Origin of the sequence: Roseovarius sp. MMSF_3359 (assembly GCF_030733385.1) — a bacterium.
GTDB lineage: Bacteria > Pseudomonadota > Alphaproteobacteria > Rhodobacterales > Rhodobacteraceae > Roseovarius.
Genome location: NZ_JASHJC010000004.1, coordinates 138,897 through 158,120, shown reverse-complemented (window position 1 = coordinate 158,120; position 19,224 = coordinate 138,897). Strand labels below are relative to the sequence as shown.

The following is a 19,224-nucleotide window of genomic DNA, read 5'->3' as shown; positions in this document are numbered from 1 at the left end:
AATCGCGCCGGGAACACCGAATATAGACTTTTTGCCACCCTCTGCTACACTATCTAGGCGCCTTGCGCGCCAGGCGGGTTTTGCACTGATTTATCCCGGCAGATATCCACAAATCTGTCCCGATGGCCCCCATGTAGAGCTATGGCTTGCGTTGAGCTACAACGCCTCCAGGGACCAACGACAATAAAAAGACGAGGGAGCGGACGTGAACGAAATCACCAGTTTCAATGCCACCGGCGCCGAGGTGCAGGACGCCGAAACCATGCCGCATTCGATCGAGGCGGAGCAGCAGTTGCTCGGTGCGATCCTGACCAACAACGACGTCTACGACCGCGTGGCGAGCATCATCGGGCCGCAGCATTTCTATGACCCCGTCCACGCCCGCATCTACGACGTGGCCGCCGCGCGCATCGCCAAGAACAATCTCGCCTCGCCGGTGACACTCAAGGCGTTTCTCGAAGAGGATGAGGGGCTCAAGGAGCTGGGCGGGCCCGCCTACCTGACCCGGCTTGCGGGGGCCGCGATCAGTTCGTTTGCGGTACGCGATTACGCGCAGATGATCTATGACATGGCGATCCGGCGGGAGCTGATCGGGCTGGGCCATGAGATCGCCGGAAAGGCCGCGCGGCTCGACGTCGAAAGCGAGCCAAAGGATCAGATCGTCGAGGCCGAACAGAAGCTCTATACCCTGGCTGAACAGGGACAGACCGAGAGCGGGTTCCAATCCTTCCTGAAGGCGGTCACCGATGCGGTCAATGTCGCCAACGCCGCCTATCAGCGCGATGGCGGGCTGGCGGGCGTCTCGACCGGTCTTGCGGATATGGACGCCAAGCTCGGCGGGCTGCACAAATCCGACCTCCTGATACTCGCGGGGCGCCCCTCGATGGGCAAGACCTCGCTTGCGACCAACATCGCCTTCAACATCGCCAAGGCCTATAAACGCGGGACGTTTCCGGACGGTACCGAAGGCGCGGTCAATGGCGGTGTCGTTGGCTTCTTCAGCCTCGAGATGAGCGCCGAGCAACTGGCCAGCCGTATCCTTGCGGAAGCCTCTGAAATCTCGTCCCACAAGATCCGCCAGGGGGACATGGACGAAGGCGAGTTCCGCAGGTTCGTTGATGCCGCCAAGACATTGGAATCATGTCCTCTTTTCATTGACGACACCGCCGCGATCCCGATCGCCCAACTGGCCGCCCGGGCGCGGCGTTTGAAGCGGACCCATGGGCTTGATGTGCTGATCGTGGACTACCTGCAGCTTGTGCGCGGCACCTCCGACAACCGGGTGCAGGAAATCGGTGAGATCTCCATGGGCCTCAAGGCGATCGCCAAGGAGCTTGAAATCCCGGTGATCGCGCTGTCGCAGCTCTCGCGCCAGGTCGAGTCGCGCGACGACAAACGCCCGCAGCTCTCGGATCTGCGCGAATCCGGGTCGATCGAACAGGATGCCGACGTGGTGATGTTCGTGTTCCGTGAGGAATATTATGTCGAACGGGAAAAACCTTCCGAGGAGAAGCTCGAAGAAACCGCCGAATGGCAGGAACGCATGGCGCGCCTGCACGGCAAGGCCGAGGTGATCGTCGGCAAGCAGCGACACGGCCCCATCGGCACGGTCGAGTTGAGCTTCGAGGCGCAATACACGCGGTTTGGCAACCTCGTGAAACCCTGGCAGCAAGGCGGCGGCGATCAGGAATTCTGACCCCGTCCGTTCGCTTTTTCTTTAGACTTTCCTGCTGGTTTCTTGCGCAAGCGAGGGATGTCCCTTTGCGCGCCAGCCGCGATTAACGCGAAGTTTACGATTACCGGTCATTGATAAATCCGTTCGCAAAGCATCAGCGAACTGCATGTGGGGTGTATCATGGGGCCGAACGAAACCATCGCTAACGGTGGGCCGTACATTTTGGACGAGAGCATTCGAAAAGAGCGCGATTATATCGCGCGTATGAGCAAACTAAGCGCCCTGCACTGGTTTGCCGTTCTTTTGTCGCTGCTTCTCACAACGGGTGCATGGTATTTTACCAGCCTCCAGGTTCAAAACCAGGCACAGAACAGGTTTGACAGGTATTCCGATCAGGTCATCCGCCTCGTTCGGGAACGGATGATGCATTATGAAGATACGCTGTCATCGGGCGTCGCCGCCATTCATGCGGCAGGCGGTGACATGACCCATCGTCAATGGGTCGAGTTCGCCAGCGCACTCGACATCGACACAAAATACCCCGGAATCAACGGGATGGGGGTCATTTACAAGGTTGAGCGCGACCATGTGGACGGGTTTGTCCGCGATCAGCGTGATACCCGCCCGGAATTCCGCATTCACCCGGAACATGATGGCGATACCCTTTATCCGATCACCTATATCGAGCCGGTCTCCACCAATCTTGCGGCCGTCGGTCTGGACATGGCGCATGAGGAAAACCGGTTGCAGGCCACCCTTCGCGCCCGCGATACCGGACAGGCGCAGGTGACGGCGCCCATCGTGCTGGTCCAGGATGCCCAGAAAACACCGGGCTTCTTGTTCTACATGCCCTACTACACGGACGGGTTGCCCGAAACGCTGCAGGAGCGGCGGGATACGTTTGTCGGCATGGTCTATGCACCGTTCGTGTTTCAGAAACTGATCAAAGGTGTTTTGGGCAAGGAAAACCGGCTGGTCCATTTCTCGATCAACGATGACGGCACCCAACTCTACAGCGAGCAAGACGAGATGCAGAGCGGCTTTGAGCCGGAGTTTCGCAGGACAATTGATATCTCCGACTATGGCCGCAACTGGACCTTCGACATCTGGGAAACCCCCCAGTTTCAGGAAGCAAGCCACAGCAATGAACCGATCATGATCCTCATCGGCGGGCTCATCATCGACGGGCTGCTTTTCGGTCTGTTCGTCACGCTGGCCAATTCCAACAAGCGCGCCCTTGGCTTCGCGGACCGGATGACACGGGAGGCCAGTGACCGGGCAGAGTCATTGCAGAGATCGAATGAAGATCTGGAGCGGTTCGCCTATGTGGCGTCCCATGATCTCAAGACGCCCCTGCGTGGGATCGGTTTTCTTGCGGAGTGCATTCGCGACGATATCGAAACACCGATCGACCACAGCAACCATGCCGAATTGATGGAAAACCTGGGTATGTTGGACGACCAGGTACGTCATATGGACAGCCTCATCACGGGTATCCTGGCCTATTCCAGCGTGCGAACGCAGACCGCCGAGCATGAGATGGTCAACACCTCGAAACTGGCCGCGTCAATCTGCGCCTCCTCCGGGTTGAAACCGCACCAGTTCGTGCTGACCGGCGACAAGGTTGATTTTCAGACAGACGTCATCCGCCTGCAACAGGTGCTGCAAAACCTTGTTGGCAATGCCTACAAGTACCATCCCGACGTCAATGAGTTGATGGTGACGATAGACGTCAAGGACACCGGCCAACGCCTTGAATTCACCGTATCGGACAATGGTGTTGGCATTGATGACCGCTATCACGAGAAGATTTTCGAGATGTTCCAGACCCTCCAGGCGGAGAAGGTCGCTGGCAGCACGGGCATCGGCCTGGCAATCGTTCAGAAGATTGTCACGCTTTACGGCGGGACCATCCGCCTCAACAGCCAGCCCGGCGAGGGCAGCAGCTTTACCTTCGACTGGCCCAAGACCCTAAGTGACACGGAAAATGCACAGGTGGCGGCATGAATGTAGCTTCGCAAAAGGACGTCAAACTGCTCCATGTGGAAGATAGCGAACTGGATGCCAGGGCGCTCCAGCGGGCTTTCAAGAAGCTGGACATCGAACTTGACCTCGCGCGCGCCAAGGATGGTATCGAGGCGCTCGAGTTGCTGGGCGCTGCCGATCAGGAATTCGCTCAGGAAGCGCAAACGATCGTTTTGCTGGATATCAACATGCCGCGGATGAACGGGATTGAGTTTTTGAAGGAATTGCGCAACGATCCGGCCCTGCATCACACACCGGTCTTCGTGCTGACCACGTCCGAACGTCCATCGGACATTCGTGATGCCTACAAACACAATGTGGCGGGCTATATCGTCAAGCCACTCAGCTCCAGCAGCTTTGTCGAACGCATTTCCCAGTGGCGCCAGTTCCTGTCCATCATCGAACTGCCCGGCACCGCCTGATCCCTCATTTCTATGCCGTAATTCAGGCTTCATTGACCATATGAGACGGCCCTGGTGCCTCCTGATGTTTCCGCGATTCAGCGCGAACACCGCTTCCTTTTTGTCACCTGTCCGAGCAAGCGTCGCATTCCCCCTTGACCCGACCGACAGGCATGTCAAAACCCCTCTCCATGGGTACCGCGACACTTACAATTGACCTCGGCGCACTGACGGAAAACTGGCGGGCGCTCGACGCTCTGAGCGACTGCGAGACATCTGCCGTCGTCAAGGCCGATGGCTATGGCCTCGGCGCCGATCGTGTCGGCCGCAGCCTTGCTCGCGCCGGTGCCAGGACGTTTTTCGTGGCCGCCGCCGAAGAAGGCGCCACGCTGCGGCAGGCGCTCGGCCCCGGCCCCGCCATCAACGTGTTCTCCGGCCATATGCGGGGTGACACGGACATGATCGGCGATATGGGCCTCACGCCGATGGTCAATTCGATGGATCAACTGGTGCGCCATGTTGAATCCCTGCCCGGCCACCCGTTCGGTATTCAGCTTGATACCGGCATGAACCGCCTCGGGATGGAGCCCTCCGAATGGGCCGCGGTCCGCGAGATCGCCATGGCGCAGAACCCCACCGTCATCATGAGCCACCTCGCCTGCGCCGACGAACCCGAGCACGAGATGAATGGCCAGCAACTCACCACCTTCCGCGAGATGACGGCGGATATCGACGCCCCGCTCAGCCTCGCCAATACCGGTGGAGTGCTTATTGGGCCGGACTATCATTTCGACCTGACCCGCCCCGGTATCGGCCTTTATGGCGGCGCGCCTTATGCCGCGGCCAAACCCGTTGTGAGCTTGTCGATCCCGGTCATTCAGTGCCGGGATCTGGAGGTCGGCGAGACCGTCGGCTATGGGAACAGCTTCACGGCCACCCGCCCGACCCGCATTGCAACCGTCGCCGCCGGATATGCCGACGGGATCATCCGCGCCATGGGTCCGGGCACGGTTCTCCACCTCGGCGATCAGGCCTGCCCCGTGGCGGGCCGGATCTCGATGGACATGATCGGCGTCGATATCACCGATCTGGACGAGCCGAACCCGAGGGTCCTCGATCTTCTCGGCGCAGCACAGTGTGTTGATACGCTGGCCGATGCGGCAGGCACGATCGGCTATGAAATCCTGACCTCCGTGGGTGCCCGCTATCAGCGGCGCTATATCGGCGGATGAGCTGGCTTTTCGCCCTCCTTGCCGCAATCGGCCGCCCCGTCACGGGCGGGCTGGCCACGTTGGGCCGCCTGACAATATTCGCAGGTCAGACCCTCAGCCACATGCTGAGACCGCCATTCTACCTTAAGGAAATCCTTCAAAGCCTTCTGAATGTTGGGTATTTCAGCCTTCCGGTTGTGGGCATGACGGCCATCTTCACCGGCGGCGCCCTCGCTCTGCAGATCTATTCCGGTGGTGCGCGCTTCAATGCCGAGGCGGTCGTGCCGCAGATTGTCGCCATCGGCATGGTGCGTGAACTTGGCCCGGTTCTGGTCGGCCTGATGATCGCCGCGCGGGTCACCTCCTCCATCGCCGCCGAGATCGCGACCATGAAGGTGACCGAACAGATCGACGCGCTGGTAACGCTCTCCACCCATCCGATGAAGTATCTGACCGTGCCGCGGGTGCTTGCGGGCCTCATCATGGTGCCGCTTCTCGTGGGCATCGGGGACATCATCGGCATCCTGGGCGGCTATATCGTCGGGACCAAATCCCTTGGTTTCAACCCGGCCGCCTATCTCAAGAACACCGTCGATTTCATCGAGATGCGCGATGTGATTTCGTCGCTCATCAAGGGCGCGGCGTTTGGCTTTATCGCGACGCTTCTGGGCTGCTATCACGGTATGCACACCGGCCGCGGTGCCCAGGGCGTGGGCCGGGCCACCAAGAGCGCGGTCGAAAGTGCCGCGATCCTGATCCTGGCCGCCAACTTCCTTCTCACCAGCATCCTGTTTTCGCTATGATCGAGCTTGACGACGTCCATAAGGCCTTTGGCAGCAACAAGGTGTTGCGGGGTGTCAACCTCAGGATCGACAGCGGCACGTCAATGGTGGTCATCGGCGGCTCCGGCACCGGCAAATCCATTTGCCTCAAAAGTATTCTTGGCCTCGTGACCCCCGATAGCGGCACGATCACGCTGGATGGCGAGGATGTCACCCGCGCGGAACGTGACAGCTTCCTGGCGCGGTTCGGGATGCTGTTCCAGGGTGGCGCGCTCTTCGACAGCCTGCCCGTCTGGCAAAACGTGGCCTTCCGCCTGCTGCGTGGCTCTCTGAAACGGCCCAAGGACGAAGCCCGCGCCATTGCCGTCGAGAAACTTCGCCGCGTTGGCCTGAAGCCTGACGTCGCGGACCTCTTCCCCGCGGAACTTTCCGGCGGGATGCAGAAACGTGTGGGTCTCGCCCGCGCCATCGCCGCGGAGCCGGAGATCATCTTTTTTGACGAGCCCACCACCGGGCTTGATCCGATCATGTCAGGCGTCATCAACGACCTCATCCGCGAGATCGTGGTCGAGATGGGCGCCACGGCCATGACCATCACACATGACATGACCTCAGTCCGCGCCATCGCCGATAACGTCGCCATGTTGCATAACGGCGTGATCCAGTGGACCGGGCCGGTCTCGGAAATGGACAGGTCAGGCGATCCTTACCTCGAACAGTTCATCACCGGCAGCGCGGACGGCCCGATCGAGGCCGTGCGCTAGGCAATTTGCCATCCTCTTTGGCGTTTCGAACCAATTGGATTGGAAAGTCATTTTCCGATGGATCTCGGTGCAATATCCCGCTGTTTCGATGAACGGGATGCACGCGCCCAGCACAACACCATACGCCACACCCCCGTTCAGCGAGGCGTGACAACCCCCGGGAGAAGGCACAAGGAAAGTCAGGATCAGAGGGCTGTCGGGATCAGGCCCCGACAGTTACCAACACAATACTCAGAAACAAGATAATCGATATAAAACGCATAAATCCCCCCTCCTTGGCGAAATCTACCAAATCGGGACGCCTCCCAAAAGTCGTGGAATCCTTACCTTTTGCGGTGTTTTCTCGCTTAATGTAAAAAAGATTTACATAGCCCCTTGCAAGTGCCGTTCACGATACCAATCTTAGCAATGTGAAAGACATTCACATACACACCCGATACAGCAAAAAGGAAACCTCGATGACCACCCTCGCGCAAAATTCTTCGGCCTCCGGCTTTACCGGCTGGCTTCACCGGGCCGAAGCCTGGCTGGACAGCAAGGGCCGTGGCGCCTGGATCGCGGCCATGGTTGTCTCTTTCATCCTCTTCTGGCCGCTTGGCCTGGCCCTTCTGGCCTACATGATCTGGAGTAAGAAAATGTCCTGTGCAAGCAACCGCATCTCTCGTTTCGGCAGCAAACACCGTCATGGTGGGGTCTACCGCGCGACCGGCAATGCCGCGTTCGACGCCTACAAGACCGAAACACTGCGCCGTCTGGAAGAAGAGCAGGAAAATTTCGAAGCGTTCCTGCAACGTCTGCGGGACGCCCGCGACAAGGCCGAGTTCGATCAGTTCATGGACGAGCGCGCCAAGCCGCAGGCAACCGATGAAGGCGACGAAAAAACCGCCTGAACGCGACTGGCCCGGGGTTCAACCGGGCCTCTCCTTCTCCTATATCTATGGACGAGATGACCGACACCACCTGGCATATCCCCGACCCGCAGATGCAGCCCGACTTCTATGCGGATGTCCCCACCAAGCGGCTTGTTGCCTGGGTGGCGGATACGGTCGTCGTGCTGATCTTCTGCCTGCTAATCCTGCCCTTTACCGCCTTCACTGGGTTGCTCTTCTTCCCCTTGCTCTTTCTGACGGTGAGCTTTGTCTACCGCGTGCTCACGATCGCGCGCGGGTCGGCCACCTGGGGCATGCGCCTCACGGCGATCGAGTTCCGCACCCAGCAGGGCGACCGGTTCGACCTGTCGACCGCGTTCCTGCACACGTTGGGCTATAGCATTGCCTGGGCGTTTTTCCTTCTGCAGATCGCGTCGGTTGTGCTGATGCTGACGACGTTGCGCGGTCAGGGCCTCAGCGATCACCTGCTGGGGACCGTTGCCATCAACCGCCGCGCCCGTTCCTGACCCCACCACCGGTTAATCGCAATTTTCATAAAGTCTTGGCGTGTTACCGGGTTGTTGTTATCGTACCCTTACGACAAGTAACCGGTTGAGATGCGCCACACACTTCCCATTGCGCCCCAGTTCTATGTGACGGCTCCGCAGCCCTGTCCTTATCTTGAGGACCGGATGGAACGGAAGTTGTTCACGGCGTTGCAGGGCGAAGGTGCGCAGCGGTTGAATGACGGCCTCTCAAAGCAGGGCTTCCGGCGCTCGCAGAACGTGCTTTACCGGCCCTCCTGCGCCGATTGTGCGGCCTGCCTTTCAGCGCGGATTTCCGTCGAAGATTTCACCATGTCGAAGAGCCAGAAGCGCACGTTGAAGCGCAACGAAGGGCTTGAGCGGCGTGCTACGTCTCCCTGGGCCACGGACGAGCAATATGACCTCTTCCGCACCTACCTGGAAAGCCGTCATGCCAGCGGCGGCATGGCCGATATGGACGCCTTCGAATTCGCCGCCATGGTCGAAGAGACACCCATTCGCACCCGGGTGGTCGAATATACCGACCGGGAGACGGGCGAATTGGCCGCCGTCTGCCTGACCGATGTGCTCGATGACGGGGTGAGCATGGTCTATTCGTTCTTCACGCCGGACCGTCCCAAGGACAGTATCGGCACCTATATCATCCTCGATCATATCCGCATCGCGCGCGAAGCTGGCCTGCCCCATGTCTACCTCGGCTATTGGGTGCCCGGCAGCGCCAAGATGGGCTACAAGGCCGGGTTTTCCGGGCTTGAGGTCTATGTGAACGGTGATTGGGAGCCGATGCGCGACCCGGCGGATTACGACGCGCGGCGCCATCCGCTCAGCAACGATCCGATTGCCGAGCAGGTGGCCGATATCTCCCTGCCCGATGGCCGCCCCCTGCGCCCGAGCCGCTAGACCGTCATCCTATCTGACAGACGACGCCCCAGGGCATTGGTTGGCCGTTCGATCAGCCGGTATGTGACGACCGAGAGGGCAATTGTCGCGCCGGAGACCAACAGGAACTTGGCCAGATCCGGTAGCGCCGCGTAGGTACCCCCCATGATCCGCACGCAGAGATAGACCACCAGCAGGTGCCAAAGGTAGATGCTGTAGCTGATCGAACCGACGAGCATGAAGGGGCGCGAGCGCAGAAGCTGCACGCCATCCGGGCGCACCCGGTAACTGACGATGATAAGGGCCGTGGCAACCGCCATCAGAGCCGCAGACATGCCGGTCTTGGTCAACAAAGCCAGGGCAAAGACCACATACCCGGCAAGAAGCCAGCGATGCGCGGCGAAGCCCGGCGTGTCTGTCATCTGCGCGCGCATGTGGTGGCACCACGCGCCGAGGAAGAAATAGGCGCCATAGGTGGTGGGCATGAAATGCGCCGCGTGTTTCGGCAACCACAATTCCCCCGCTGCCCGCGTCAGGCCCGACAGGATCAGCAAGCCGAAGAACATCATGGCGAAGCTGCGCGGCGTGCTGCGCCAGGCCAGCAGGAACGGCAACGCCGCGTACCAGAAGATCTCGACCGGGATCGTCCATTCCACCCCGATCAGGGAATTGGCGATGCGGGCATCCCAGGCGCTGAGAAAGCTCAGGTGCATCAGCAGGTTATAGGCATCCGCCTCGCTGCCATAGAGCTGCATGAAATAGGGGGCGACCATGGCGCCGCTTGCAATGAGGCCGAAGAACACCAGCACGGCAATGTAGTAGAGCGGCGCGATCCGCATCAGGCGGCGGATGAAATACGGGCCGAAGCGCCCCGCCTTGAGGTAGGTTGCGGCAATCGTATAGCCCGAGATCACAAAGAAGATCTGCACCCCGTATTTGCCATTGTCACTGGCGGTCTCGCCGATGGGGCCGAACCCGTCGAAGGCACGGGTGTGGACGGCCACGACCATCAGCGCGGCAATCGCCCTCAGCCCTGTGATGAAATCCGTATCGCCGTAATGCCTCAGCAGCATGTGTTGCCTTGCCCTTGCCGAAGGGCCTTGCACCCTGCCCTTTCCGCGTATTCAGCGCGGCGTGAAACGTCAATGGGCCGCAACGCAAAAGGGCGCCCCGCAAGGCGCCCTTTGTTTGTTCTGAGCCGTGGCCCGATCAATTCGGGATCAGGTTCGGCACGATGGTCACGATCGCCGGGAAGAACCACAGGATCGCAAGCCCCACCACCTGGATCAGCACAAAAGGGAAGACCCCGCGATAGATATGGCCCGTGGTCACTTCCTTTGGCGCGACCCCCCGTAAATAGAAGAGTGCGAAGCCGAATGGCGGCGTGAGGAACGAGGTCTGCAGGTTCACCGCAATCATGATCGTCACCCATTTCGGGTCGAACGTGCCGCCATAGATGACGGGGCCGACGATGGGGATGACGATGTAGATGATTTCGAGGAAATCGAGCACGAAACCCAGCACGAAGAGCACCAGCATTACGATCAGGAAGACCTTGAACTCGCTGTCGAAGCTCTTGAGGAATTGTTGAATGTAATGCTCACCGCCGAAGGAGATCACCACCAGGTTCAGAAGCTGCGAGCCAATGAGGATGGTGAAGACCATCGACGTGACCTTGGCGGTTTCGCGCACGATGGGCGAGAGCACGCCACCGGTGAAAAGCACCCAGCACGAGAACAGGAGGCCGAAAAGCGCGAAGAGATAGGCGGCCTTGGCCACGGCAAAGGCGATCCAGGTCTCGACGGTGACGTCCGCCACGTTGATCCGCAGATCGAAATTCACCCCCATCAGGATGGCGACGATAATCGCGAAGGTGGCGTAGATGATGACCTTGCCCGAGCGTTCGTCATCGCGCAGCTTGCGATAGGCGGCGAGCATGATCGCCCCGCCCGCGCCAAGTGCTGCCGCGGGTGTGGGGTTGGTGATGCCGCCCAGGATCGAGCCCAGCACCGCGACGATCAGGACGAGCGGCGGGAAGACGACGCGGATCAGCTCATTCTGCGCCAGCCGCCCTGCCCCGTGGGCGCAGCCGTAAAGCGCCATTGCCAGCGGGATTGCGAGCAGGATGATGCTGAGCCCCGGGCTGGTCGAAGGCGCGATCAGCAGGATATCCACCAGAAGCCCCAGCACGATCCCAAGCCCACCGATCAGCAGAGGCGCAGGTGTTGACGAGGGGCTGACACCCCGCGCGACCGCAAGGATCAAGCCAAGCAGCAGGAAGATGACCGCGACACCGGTGCCGATGGGCGCGGCGGCGGCCTCTTTCGCGATGACAGCTTCGGCGATCTCTTCTTCGGTCAGCTTGACGCTGGCCTGCGAGCCACCCGCATCGTTAATCGCGGTCTGTTCCGCCACGGCCTTGTCCCAGGCTTCCTGCCCGTGCAGTTCGATCATCGAGGCTTGGCAATCGGGGCTGACATTGGTGCGCAGCGATGCCGCCTCACCGCGCTCCGAATAGCTGTCGACGATCAGGCTCTGCGAGCCGACGACACCGGCGGAGGACAGCATGATGACACCGAGGATCATCGCCAGCGGCACACCCAGATACCAGGTCAGCGCCTCGCCACGGGTGACAACCTCGTTATTGCTCGACCCCATCTCGACAGCGGGTGCCTTGGACGGGTTGAAGAGCGCGTAGCCGAAGGCATAGAGCGCATAGAGCAGCGCCAGCATGATCCCGGGCAGCAGCGCCGCCTGGAAGAGCGTGCCCACGGAGACAACCGCCGGCTCGCCCAGATAGGTGAGCGCGTCGGTACAGCCCGCAACCAGTGCGCGGTTTTCCTGCGCGACGGAATAGAGATCCCCCGCCAGCGTCCCCAGAAGGACGATCACGATGGAGGGCGGAATGATCTGCCCCAATGTGCCCGACGCGGCGATCACACCGGTCGCAATCTCGGGCGAATAATTGTTGCGCAACATGGTGGGCAGGCTCAGGAGGCCCATGGTCACCACGGTCGCGCCAACGATGCCGGTCGACGCCGCGAGGAATGCACCCACGACCACAACCGACACGGCTAGACCGCCCGGCAGCGGGCCAAAGACACGCGCCATTGTGGTCAGGAGGTCGTTGGCGATCTTGGACCGCTCCAACGTGATGCCCATCAGGACGAACATCAGAACCGCCAGCAGGGTTTCGATGGATTGCCCCGCGAGGACCCGTTCGTTCATGCGGTTGACGATGAAGGACACGTTGCGGTCAAGCGCGGTTTCCCAGCCCTGGATAAAGACCGGCTGTTCGATCCGGGGCAGGTCGGGATATCGGAAGACCGATATGGTTTCGGCCTTCACGCCGCTGGCCACGACCGCGCGGAACGCATCGCTGCCGGTGTCGATCGCCTGGTGGATCAAGAGCCCCGCACTGTCGAGCGCGGCGATGATCGCGAATGAAATGATCCCGGCACCACCGATGGCAAAGGCCACCGGAAACCCGGACAGAATCCCGCCAAAGAGGCAGAGAAAGACGATGATCAGGCCGATTTCGACGCCATCAAGTCCAAATAACATATCTCATAGTCCCCTTAGTGCGTGCCTTCGTAGGCTTCTTCGCCCTCGCCAAGACTATCCTTGTCGAGGTATTTTCCTTCGCTTTCCGGTCCCTCTTTCCACTCGAGATACGAGCGGAGGAAGAAGGCGATCGCGTGGATGAAGACCATGCCCGCGAAGGCGACCAGAAGGATTTTGAACAGGAAGTAGGCGTTGAACCCGTTGGGGCTGAAGCCGATGGTTTCCAGGTTCCAGCGCAAGGCGCGTGATTTCAGCACCAGCCTCTCCAGCGTGTCGCTGGCCGACGGGTTCGGCACGATCATGTGCCGCCACATGAAGTACCAGCCATACATCCAGGTCAGGATCGCCATCGGCATCATGAAGACCAGGCTGCCCAGCATGTCGATCACCCGCTTGGTGCGGAAGCTGACGGCGGAATAGATCAGGTCAACGCGCACGTGACCGCCCTGCACGAAGGTGTAGGTGCAGCACAGGCACACCACGAGCGCGTTATAGAATTTCAATTCTTCGGCCCACCAGCTGATGTCGAACTGCATCGGGATGCCGAAGCCCAGCACGATGTCCGGCCGGGTAAAGACGCGCTGGATAAAGACGATGATGATCTGTTGCAGCACCATCAGAAGCCCGGCCCAGGCAAAAAAGCGGCCCACGGTATTGGCAAACCCTTCGAGGACACGCACGGTGCCCCACATGAAACCGTTTCGCCAGAAGCCGATGCCCGCGATGATCAGGATGAAGGTGAAGATGACAAAGAAGAACTCGACCGAGCCGCCGTAATAGACGAAACGCATGATCGCTTCTTTGTCGGACCAGTCCAGCCAGCTTGCCGGGTGGGTGATCGCGTATCCGAAATTGTAAAAGGCAAATGCGATGTTCTGGAAGAACCAGACGACTGCGTCCAGCATTGGTCTCCGCCCCCTTTTGGCCTGTTGCGGCCTGTCATCCCTGGCCTTTGCGGCCCCTCAGTCATTGCGCGGGTCCCGTTGCCGGAACCCGCCGTCTTTTGGTCGTAAGGCCTTAGCCCAGAACGCGGTCGCGCTGGTTGCGGTAGGCGCTGATCGAGCTTGTCAGCCAGCCCGACGATGCCTTCATGGAGCCGACGTAGTCGTCGTAGATTTCCTTGAAGAGGTCGTCGCCCATGAACTCGTCATAGACTTTCTGGCTGGCCCCGCCCATGGCATCCCAGACGCTGGCCGGGAATTCGAGGACGTTGACGCCACCGGCCTTCAGACGCTCAAGCGCCGCACCGTTGTTCATCAGGAACTGGCTGAGGTTCCAGACGTTGGCATGGCCTGCGGCAATTTCGATTGCCGATTGCTGTGCCGGTGTCAGGCTTTCGAAGACTTCACGGTTTGTCACCAGCGACAGACCCGCCGACGGCTCGTGGAAGCCCGCGGTGTAGTAGAACTTGGTGATTTCCTGGAAGCCGGCTTTCTCGTCCGCCCAGGGGCCGATCCACTCGGTACCATCAATCGCACCGGAGGCCAGCGCCTGATACACTTCCGCGCCGGGCAGGTTCTGCACCGAGGCGCCCATGTAGCCGAGCGCTTTGCCGCCGAGGCCGGGCATGCGGAACTTGAGGCCGTTGAAATCTTCGGGGCCCTTGATTTCCTTGGCGAACCAGCCACCCGCCTGGGTGCCGGTGTTGCCGCCGAGGAAGGATTTCAGGCCAAAGATCTCGCCCAGCTTGTCGTGCATCGCCTGGCCATTGCCATGGTAGTACCAGTTGTTCAGCTCGGTCGCGGTCATGCCAAAGGGCACACCGGTGAAGAAAGCGAAGCCCGGGTGCTGGTTGACGAAATAATAGTCCGCCGCGTGGTACATGTCCGCCTGCCCCGAGGACACCGCGTCAAACACTTCGAAGGCACCCACAAGTTCACCAGCCGCTTTCACGTCGATGGTCAGCGAGCCGTCGGTGATGGCGTTGATGTTGTCAGCACATTTCTGCGCGGCGTCAAAAACGCCCGCCAGACCACGGCCCCAGCTTGTTACCATGGTCAGGGTGCGGTTGCCCTGCGCGTATGCCGGTGCCGCCAGCGCCGTTGCCGCCGCAGCCGAGCCACCCAGAGCCGAATTTTTCAGAAAAGAACGACGATCCATATAGAAGTACCTCCCAAAGTGATTGATGCGCGCCGCTCCCCAAAGAGGCAGCACGCGGATCGTTGCAAGTGTCAGCACCCTAGCGTGGCGGCCATGGGTTGGGAATACCGAGTACTGCGTAGAAAACCCGCCTCCGGTAACAAGATTTGACCAGTTTGCGGTCATTTTGCCGCCATCCGGGCGCAAACTCTGGGAATCACCGGTGATTCGACGTATCGATTCGCCATGGGCCAGATACGCGACAAACTTTGGCGAAACTACGGGCAAAAGCTCTTTCTGACCGCCACCCTGCCGCTCATTCTGGCGGCGGTGGTGATCTCGGTGCTGGTGACGCTGCAATCGCGGCAACTGGCCGAACGCGAGATCCGCAACCTCGAAGAGCAGCTCATCGCGGCCAAGAAGGACGAGCTCAAGAATTACCTGTCGATCGCCCGCACGGCCTTCATCAACATCTATGGCCGCGCCGCGCCGAATGACGAGAAGGCCAAACTCATGATCACGCAGATCCTGTCGGGGATGCTTTATGGGCAGGACGGGTATTTCTTTGTCTACGACTACGAGGGCAACAACTTGGTCAGCCCACGCCAGACCCACCTGATCGGCAGCAACTGGACCGGTCTCACCGACCCCAACGGCATCGCGATCACCGACAAGCTGATCGCGCTGGCCCGGTCCGGCGGTGGCTATCACAGCTATACCTCGGTCAAGCCCAGCACCGGTGAGACCGCCCGAATGGTAGCATATGTCATCGGTCTGCAGGATTGGCGATGGGCCGTGGGCACCGGCGTCTTCGTCGATGACGTCAAGGCCACGGTCGCCGCCTCGCGCGCCGAGGTCGAAACCCGCATCCGACAGACGTTTCTCTATATCGGGGCCATCACGCTGGCCACGCTGCTGCTCGTCTTCGGCTCGGGCCTTTTCATCACCATCCGCGAACGCCGCCTCGCCGATGCCAAGCTCAAGAAGCTGACCCAACGGGTTTTCGACGCCCAGGAAGAGGAGCGCGGGCGCGTGGCCCGGGAATTGCATGACGGCATCAGTCAAATCCTCGTCGGTGTGCGATACGCGCTCGACACCGCGCGGCGGCGGCTTTCGACTGGCGATACCACCCGGGCCGCCGGGACGCTGGATAATGGCATCGACCACCTATCCGGCGCCATTCAGGAGGTCCGCCGGATCAGCCGCGATCTGCGCCCTGGCGTACTTGACGATCTGGGCCTTGGCCCCGCGCTCAAGACCCTGACCGAGGATTTCGGCACCCGTACGGGCATCGAGACCGAGTTTAACACTGTCGTGTTCCGCAACCGGCTCGACGACAATGCCAAGATCGCGCTTTACCGCGTGGCGCAGGAGGCGCTCACCAATGTCGAGCGCCACGCGGGCGCCACCAAGCTCAGCATCGACGTGCGCGGCCATGCCCGCGGGGCCACCTTGCGGATCGCCGACAACGGCTGCGGGCTGGACCATTCCCAGGCGGATGGCACGCCGTCATCCGGCCTCGGCCTGCGCAACATGCAGGAACGGATAGAGCAGCTTGAAGGCAACCTGCGCATTCTGTCGAGCAAGACCGGCACCGTCATCGAGGCGACCGTGCCACTGAGCCACCTGTTGCCACCCGAGAAATCCACCGAACCCGAAAAGAAGGCCAGCGCATGACCGATCCTGACCGCGCCCCCGCCCCCACCCGCATCGTGATCGTCGATGACCACCCGATGGTGGCCGAGGGCATTCAATCCATCCTCGAAAGCTATGATGATGTGGCCGTGATCGCCACGCTGAGCGACGGGCAGCAGATCATCGACCAGGTTGAGCAACTCGATCCGGATGTGATCCTTCTCGACCTCAACATGCCGGGCATCGGTGGCCTGACCGCGACGGAAATCATCCTGGAGCGCCGCCCGGACACGCGCATTCTGATCCTCTCCATGCATGACAGCCCCGAATACATCTCCTCCGCGCTGAGCCACGGTGCCATGGGCTATGTCCTCAAGGACGTCCCCACCGATGAGATCAAGCGCGCCATCGACGCGGTGATGCAGGGGCAGCGGTATCTCTGCACCGGTGCGCGCGGATCCCTGGAGCCTTTCGACAGCACGAACCGCGAACAGCTCACCAATCGCGAACAGACGATCCTCTTGCAACTGGCGCAGGGCAAATCGAACAAGGAAGTGGCGAGCGAGTTGGATATCTCGGTGCGCACCGTCGAAACCCACCGCAAGAACATCAAGCGCAAGCTCGGGATCTCATCCACTGCCGGGCTGACCCGTTACGCGATGGAACATGGCGTGTTGCAGGGCACCGGCGTGCAGATCTGATCGCGGCCCCGCGCGGGTTCGATCACGCCGATTGTCGGTCATCCGCCGATTTTCCGCCGAAAAACAACGAGCGGTTGCCATGGTCCCTGTCCGCGTTCAGACTATGATCTCCATGAGCTACTGGAGAGATGTTTGAAGTGGCAAATTCCATTATCGAAAAAGACCTCATCATCGACGGCAACGTAAGCTCCGGTGAAGGTGGCATAGAAATAAACGGCAAAGTAACCGGCGACATTACCGCAGATGCCGTTTTCGTACAGCAAGGCGGATCGACCAAGGGCAATTTGTCGGCCAAGTCGATCACGATCGAAGGCGAGCATACCGGCAGCCTGCGATGCGACGACCTCAAACTCGGCACCACTTCCAAGGTGCATGCCAATGTCATTGCCAAGACCATGGCCGCCGAAAGCGGTGTTCAGGTGACGGGCAAGATCAAGGTGACCGGCTAAAGATCGGTTACTGTCAGTCGCTAATATCGGCCGATCTGAGACGTTGAGGCGGGATCGCATCGCAATGATCGACCCCACCCCCGGGTACCGTGGCGCGCATTCAGGCCCGCACCAGCCGGCAAATGAAGGCTGTCAGGCGCCCTGCACCTCGTTGAGGACAGCACATGCATCGCCATACCACTCCGCCGCACGGTCGATATGGTTGCCGTAACTCCTGATGCGCCAGTGGTTCTTGCTCGACGGATAGATCCCCCCGGCATTGTAGGCGGCGGCAACCAGAAGCGGGTTGTTCCCGGTCTTGCTCATATTGTGCCGGATATAGGCGGTCCCGACATCAATGGCGATGTCTCCATCATAGAGGCCAAGCGTGTCCGGCGCCCTCGACGGGCGGTTTTTGAAGAACGGAAAGACCGCCGCGTTGTCATACCCCAGATTATATTTGTTGTTGGTCCAGCGGGCGGTATCCGACATGACCTGCATCGGCCCTGCGCTGTAATCTCCCTTCTCCCGCCCATCGAGGGTGCTGTCCCCGGTTGAGCCGACGGCAAAGCCTTGCTCCCAACGGAATGTCCGGGGGCCAGTAAACCCGTTCTGACGGTATGCACCGGTTTCCGCGGCGATTGTCATCACGATCAGGGCTGGGGGTACGTCGTATTTCTCCGAGGCTTTCTTGATGGCCGTATCAAAGAGCGTCAGGATTGCCCTGGCCGTAATCGGCGCACCGGCGGTGCGCCAGAGTTTGAGCTGACCCAGGTGATCCTTGGTGAAAACGCCGTGACTGTTATATGCCCAGGCATCGCCTCCGAATTTCGACTGCCAGGTCAACCCATCCCCCGTCGAGGTGGTCCCAGTCGCAACGAGCGGCAGGGCCGGGCGTTCATCGGTCGACGGTGCCGGGGGCGCATTGCCGGCGGTCCAACCCGCGATCGCGCCTGCCAGGTTGTCCGCCCAACTACCATCACCGTCATCGGGGTAATCCCCGTTCATGAGCCGCGTCAGGGAGTAATCGGCAAGCTGCACATGCGGCCGTTCGAAACTCAAAGGTTCCAGCCCGTTCTTGATCGCAATCTCATGGAACCTGTCCCACTGCGCCTTTTGTTTCGCGGTGCTGTCGTTCCAGTTCCATTTGCCGTTCTCAAATCTGACGAAGTCGGCGGCGAGCCCATATTGGTGATAGGATTCCCAGGCCTTCGCACCGGTGACGATATCGCCGGGCCGCGTCCGCCCCTGGGCATAAAGGTAGGCCTGCCGATGCGGGCTGCGGAAACCTTCGAAGACCTTCATCGGAATGTCCTCCTTGTCGAGTTGCCGCTGGATCGCCGCAACTTTTTTCCGCACGACCGGATGCAGATGCCCAAGGTCGACATCCCGCTTGGTGGGGCTGACCGGCGCGGTGAGCGATGACATCGCGGGCACGGCGGCCGCATTCGCCAGGAGGGTTGCAACGGTGTCTGGCGCGTTGCCCGCCCCGGCTCCCGGCGCCGGGGCGGCAGCCGCGTTGGCCATGCAGGTCACCTTGAGGTTTCCGTTCGGCTCGGTTTCGGTCACCAGGGTGCCATTGCTCAGGCTGCAATTATTCTGCAATCCAGGCAGATGCTCCTGCCCGGCATTTCCAACGGTCCAAATAACATTGCTGGTCATATCT

17 protein-coding genes are annotated in these 19,224 nt (G+C 60.5%); 12 read left to right on the top strand and 5 right to left on the bottom strand.

Annotated features, from left to right (window positions below; genetic code table 11):
• Nucleotides 1-205 precede the first annotated feature (205 nt).
• From RBB29_RS07710 to RBB29_RS07670, 9 genes are all read left to right on the top strand, one after another.
• On the top strand, nt 206-1,696 hold the full coding sequence (locus tag RBB29_RS07710; RefSeq protein WP_306113993.1) for a replicative DNA helicase: 1,491 nt from the start codon (nt 206-208) through the stop codon (nt 1,694-1,696).
• Nucleotides 1,697-1,939: 243 nt separating this feature from the next.
• The gene (locus RBB29_RS07705) at nt 1,940-3,682 is read left to right on the top strand and encodes a CHASE domain-containing protein (RefSeq protein ID WP_306113992.1); all 1,743 of its coding nucleotides are present in this window, start codon (nt 1,940-1,942) and stop codon (nt 3,680-3,682) included.
• Nucleotides 3,679-4,122 carry a response regulator gene (locus RBB29_RS07700; protein WP_306113991.1) on the top strand — a complete coding sequence of 148 codons (444 nt, stop codon included), beginning with the start codon at nt 3,679-3,681 and terminating at the stop codon, nt 4,120-4,122. Before RBB29_RS07705 ends, RBB29_RS07700 begins: the two co-directional genes overlap by 4 nt.
• Nucleotides 4,123-4,292: 170 nt before the next feature.
• Nucleotides 4,293-5,333, top strand: a complete 1,041-nt coding sequence (gene alr, locus RBB29_RS07695; protein ID WP_306114121.1) for an alanine racemase — start codon at nt 4,293-4,295, stop codon at nt 5,331-5,333.
• Nucleotides 5,330-6,115 carry an ABC transporter permease gene (locus RBB29_RS07690; protein WP_306113990.1) on the top strand — a complete coding sequence of 262 codons (786 nt, stop codon included), beginning with the start codon at nt 5,330-5,332 and terminating at the stop codon, nt 6,113-6,115. The genes alr and RBB29_RS07690 overlap by 4 nt, the downstream gene beginning before the upstream one ends.
• Entirely contained in the window at nt 6,112-6,858 is a 747-nt protein-coding gene (locus RBB29_RS07685) for an ABC transporter ATP-binding protein (protein WP_306113989.1), read from the top strand. Before RBB29_RS07690 ends, RBB29_RS07685 begins: the two co-directional genes overlap by 4 nt.
• A 458-nt stretch (nt 6,859-7,316) precedes the next feature.
• Nucleotides 7,317-7,748 carry a DUF2852 domain-containing protein gene (locus RBB29_RS07680; protein WP_306113988.1) on the top strand — a complete coding sequence of 144 codons (432 nt, stop codon included), beginning with the start codon at nt 7,317-7,319 and terminating at the stop codon, nt 7,746-7,748.
• Between the two features lie 56 nt (nt 7,749-7,804).
• A complete protein-coding gene (locus tag RBB29_RS07675; protein WP_306113987.1) occupies nt 7,805-8,254 on the top strand; it encodes an RDD family protein in 450 nt (149 codons plus the stop codon).
• Between the two features lie 90 nt (nt 8,255-8,344).
• A complete protein-coding gene (locus RBB29_RS07670; RefSeq protein WP_306113986.1) occupies nt 8,345-9,172 on the top strand; it encodes an arginyltransferase in 828 nt (275 codons plus the stop codon).
• Here RBB29_RS07670 and RBB29_RS07665 read toward each other — a convergent pair.
• From RBB29_RS07665 to RBB29_RS07650, 4 genes are all read right to left on the bottom strand, one after another.
• A complete protein-coding gene (locus RBB29_RS07665) occupies nt 9,169-10,224 on the bottom strand; it encodes an acyltransferase (protein WP_306113985.1) in 1,056 nt (351 codons plus the stop codon). The two genes, RBB29_RS07670 and RBB29_RS07665, sit on opposite strands and share 4 nt — an antisense overlap.
• 136 nt (nt 10,225-10,360) lie before the next feature.
• The gene (locus tag RBB29_RS07660; protein ID WP_306113984.1) at nt 10,361-12,715 is read right to left on the bottom strand and encodes a TRAP transporter large permease subunit; all 2,355 of its coding nucleotides are present in this window, start codon (nt 12,713-12,715) and stop codon (nt 10,361-10,363) included.
• Nucleotides 12,716-12,729: 14 nt separating this feature from the next.
• The gene (locus RBB29_RS07655; RefSeq protein WP_306113983.1) at nt 12,730-13,620 is read right to left on the bottom strand and encodes a TRAP transporter small permease subunit; all 891 of its coding nucleotides are present in this window, start codon (nt 13,618-13,620) and stop codon (nt 12,730-12,732) included.
• A gap of 112 nt (nt 13,621-13,732) precedes the next feature.
• On the bottom strand, nt 13,733-14,815 hold the full coding sequence (locus RBB29_RS07650; RefSeq protein WP_306113982.1) for a TRAP transporter substrate-binding protein: 1,083 nt from the start codon (nt 14,813-14,815) through the stop codon (nt 13,733-13,735).
• Nucleotides 14,816-15,040: 225 nt separating this feature from the next.
• On the opposite strand from RBB29_RS07650, the gene RBB29_RS07645 reads away from it, so the two are divergent.
• The 3 genes from RBB29_RS07645 to RBB29_RS07635 all read left to right on the top strand — a co-directional run bounded on the left by RBB29_RS07645 (nt 15,041) and on the right by RBB29_RS07635 (nt 17,579).
• Nucleotides 15,041-16,471: a cache domain-containing protein gene (locus RBB29_RS07645; RefSeq protein ID WP_306113981.1), complete on the top strand. Its 1,431-nt coding sequence runs from the start codon at nt 15,041-15,043 to the stop codon at nt 16,469-16,471.
• Nucleotides 16,468-17,130, top strand: a complete 663-nt coding sequence (locus RBB29_RS07640) for a response regulator transcription factor (protein WP_306113980.1) — start codon at nt 16,468-16,470, stop codon at nt 17,128-17,130. Before RBB29_RS07645 ends, RBB29_RS07640 begins: the two co-directional genes overlap by 4 nt.
• 128 nt (nt 17,131-17,258) lie before the next feature.
• The gene (locus RBB29_RS07635; protein WP_306113979.1) at nt 17,259-17,579 is read left to right on the top strand and encodes a polymer-forming cytoskeletal protein; all 321 of its coding nucleotides are present in this window, start codon (nt 17,259-17,261) and stop codon (nt 17,577-17,579) included.
• A 132-nt stretch (nt 17,580-17,711) separates the two neighbouring features.
• Here RBB29_RS07635 and RBB29_RS07630 read toward each other — a convergent pair whose 3' ends face one another.
• Nucleotides 17,712-19,220: a transglycosylase SLT domain-containing protein gene (locus tag RBB29_RS07630; protein ID WP_306113978.1), complete on the bottom strand. Its 1,509-nt coding sequence runs from the start codon at nt 19,218-19,220 to the stop codon at nt 17,712-17,714.
• Between the last annotated feature and the right edge of the window lie 4 nt (nt 19,221-19,224).

Bases quoted from the DNA above. Each gene is read 5' to 3' on its own strand.
- RBB29_RS07675 (WP_306113987.1), top strand. From the start codon at position 7,805: ATGACCGACACCACCTGGCATATCCCCGACCCGCAGATGCAGCCCGAC.
- RBB29_RS07665 (WP_306113985.1), bottom strand. From the start codon at position 10,224: ATGCTGCTGAGGCATTACGGCGATACGGATTTCATCACAGGGCTGAGG.
- RBB29_RS07645 (WP_306113981.1), top strand. From the start codon at position 15,041: ATGGGCCAGATACGCGACAAACTTTGGCGAAACTACGGGCAAAAGCTC.
- RBB29_RS07690 (WP_306113990.1), top strand. From the start codon at position 5,330: ATGAGCTGGCTTTTCGCCCTCCTTGCCGCAATCGGCCGCCCCGTCACG.
- RBB29_RS07700 (WP_306113991.1), top strand. From the start codon at position 3,679: ATGAATGTAGCTTCGCAAAAGGACGTCAAACTGCTCCATGTGGAAGAT.
- RBB29_RS07630 (WP_306113978.1), bottom strand. From the start codon at position 19,220: ATGACCAGCAATGTTATTTGGACCGTTGGAAATGCCGGGCAGGAGCAT.
- RBB29_RS07670 (WP_306113986.1), top strand. From the start codon at position 8,345: ATGCGCCACACACTTCCCATTGCGCCCCAGTTCTATGTGACGGCTCCG.
- RBB29_RS07655 (WP_306113983.1), bottom strand. From the start codon at position 13,620: ATGCTGGACGCAGTCGTCTGGTTCTTCCAGAACATCGCATTTGCCTTT.
- RBB29_RS07660 (WP_306113984.1), bottom strand. From the start codon at position 12,715: ATGTTATTTGGACTTGATGGCGTCGAAATCGGCCTGATCATCGTCTTT.
- RBB29_RS07685 (WP_306113989.1), top strand. From the start codon at position 6,112: ATGATCGAGCTTGACGACGTCCATAAGGCCTTTGGCAGCAACAAGGTG.
- RBB29_RS07650 (WP_306113982.1), bottom strand. From the start codon at position 14,815: ATGGATCGTCGTTCTTTTCTGAAAAATTCGGCTCTGGGTGGCTCGGCT.
- RBB29_RS07635 (WP_306113979.1), top strand. From the start codon at position 17,259: ATGTTTGAAGTGGCAAATTCCATTATCGAAAAAGACCTCATCATCGAC.
- RBB29_RS07705 (WP_306113992.1), top strand. From the start codon at position 1,940: ATGAGCAAACTAAGCGCCCTGCACTGGTTTGCCGTTCTTTTGTCGCTG.
- RBB29_RS07680 (WP_306113988.1), top strand. From the start codon at position 7,317: ATGACCACCCTCGCGCAAAATTCTTCGGCCTCCGGCTTTACCGGCTGG.
- alr (WP_306114121.1), top strand. From the start codon at position 4,293: ATGGGTACCGCGACACTTACAATTGACCTCGGCGCACTGACGGAAAAC.
- RBB29_RS07640 (WP_306113980.1), top strand. From the start codon at position 16,468: ATGACCGATCCTGACCGCGCCCCCGCCCCCACCCGCATCGTGATCGTC.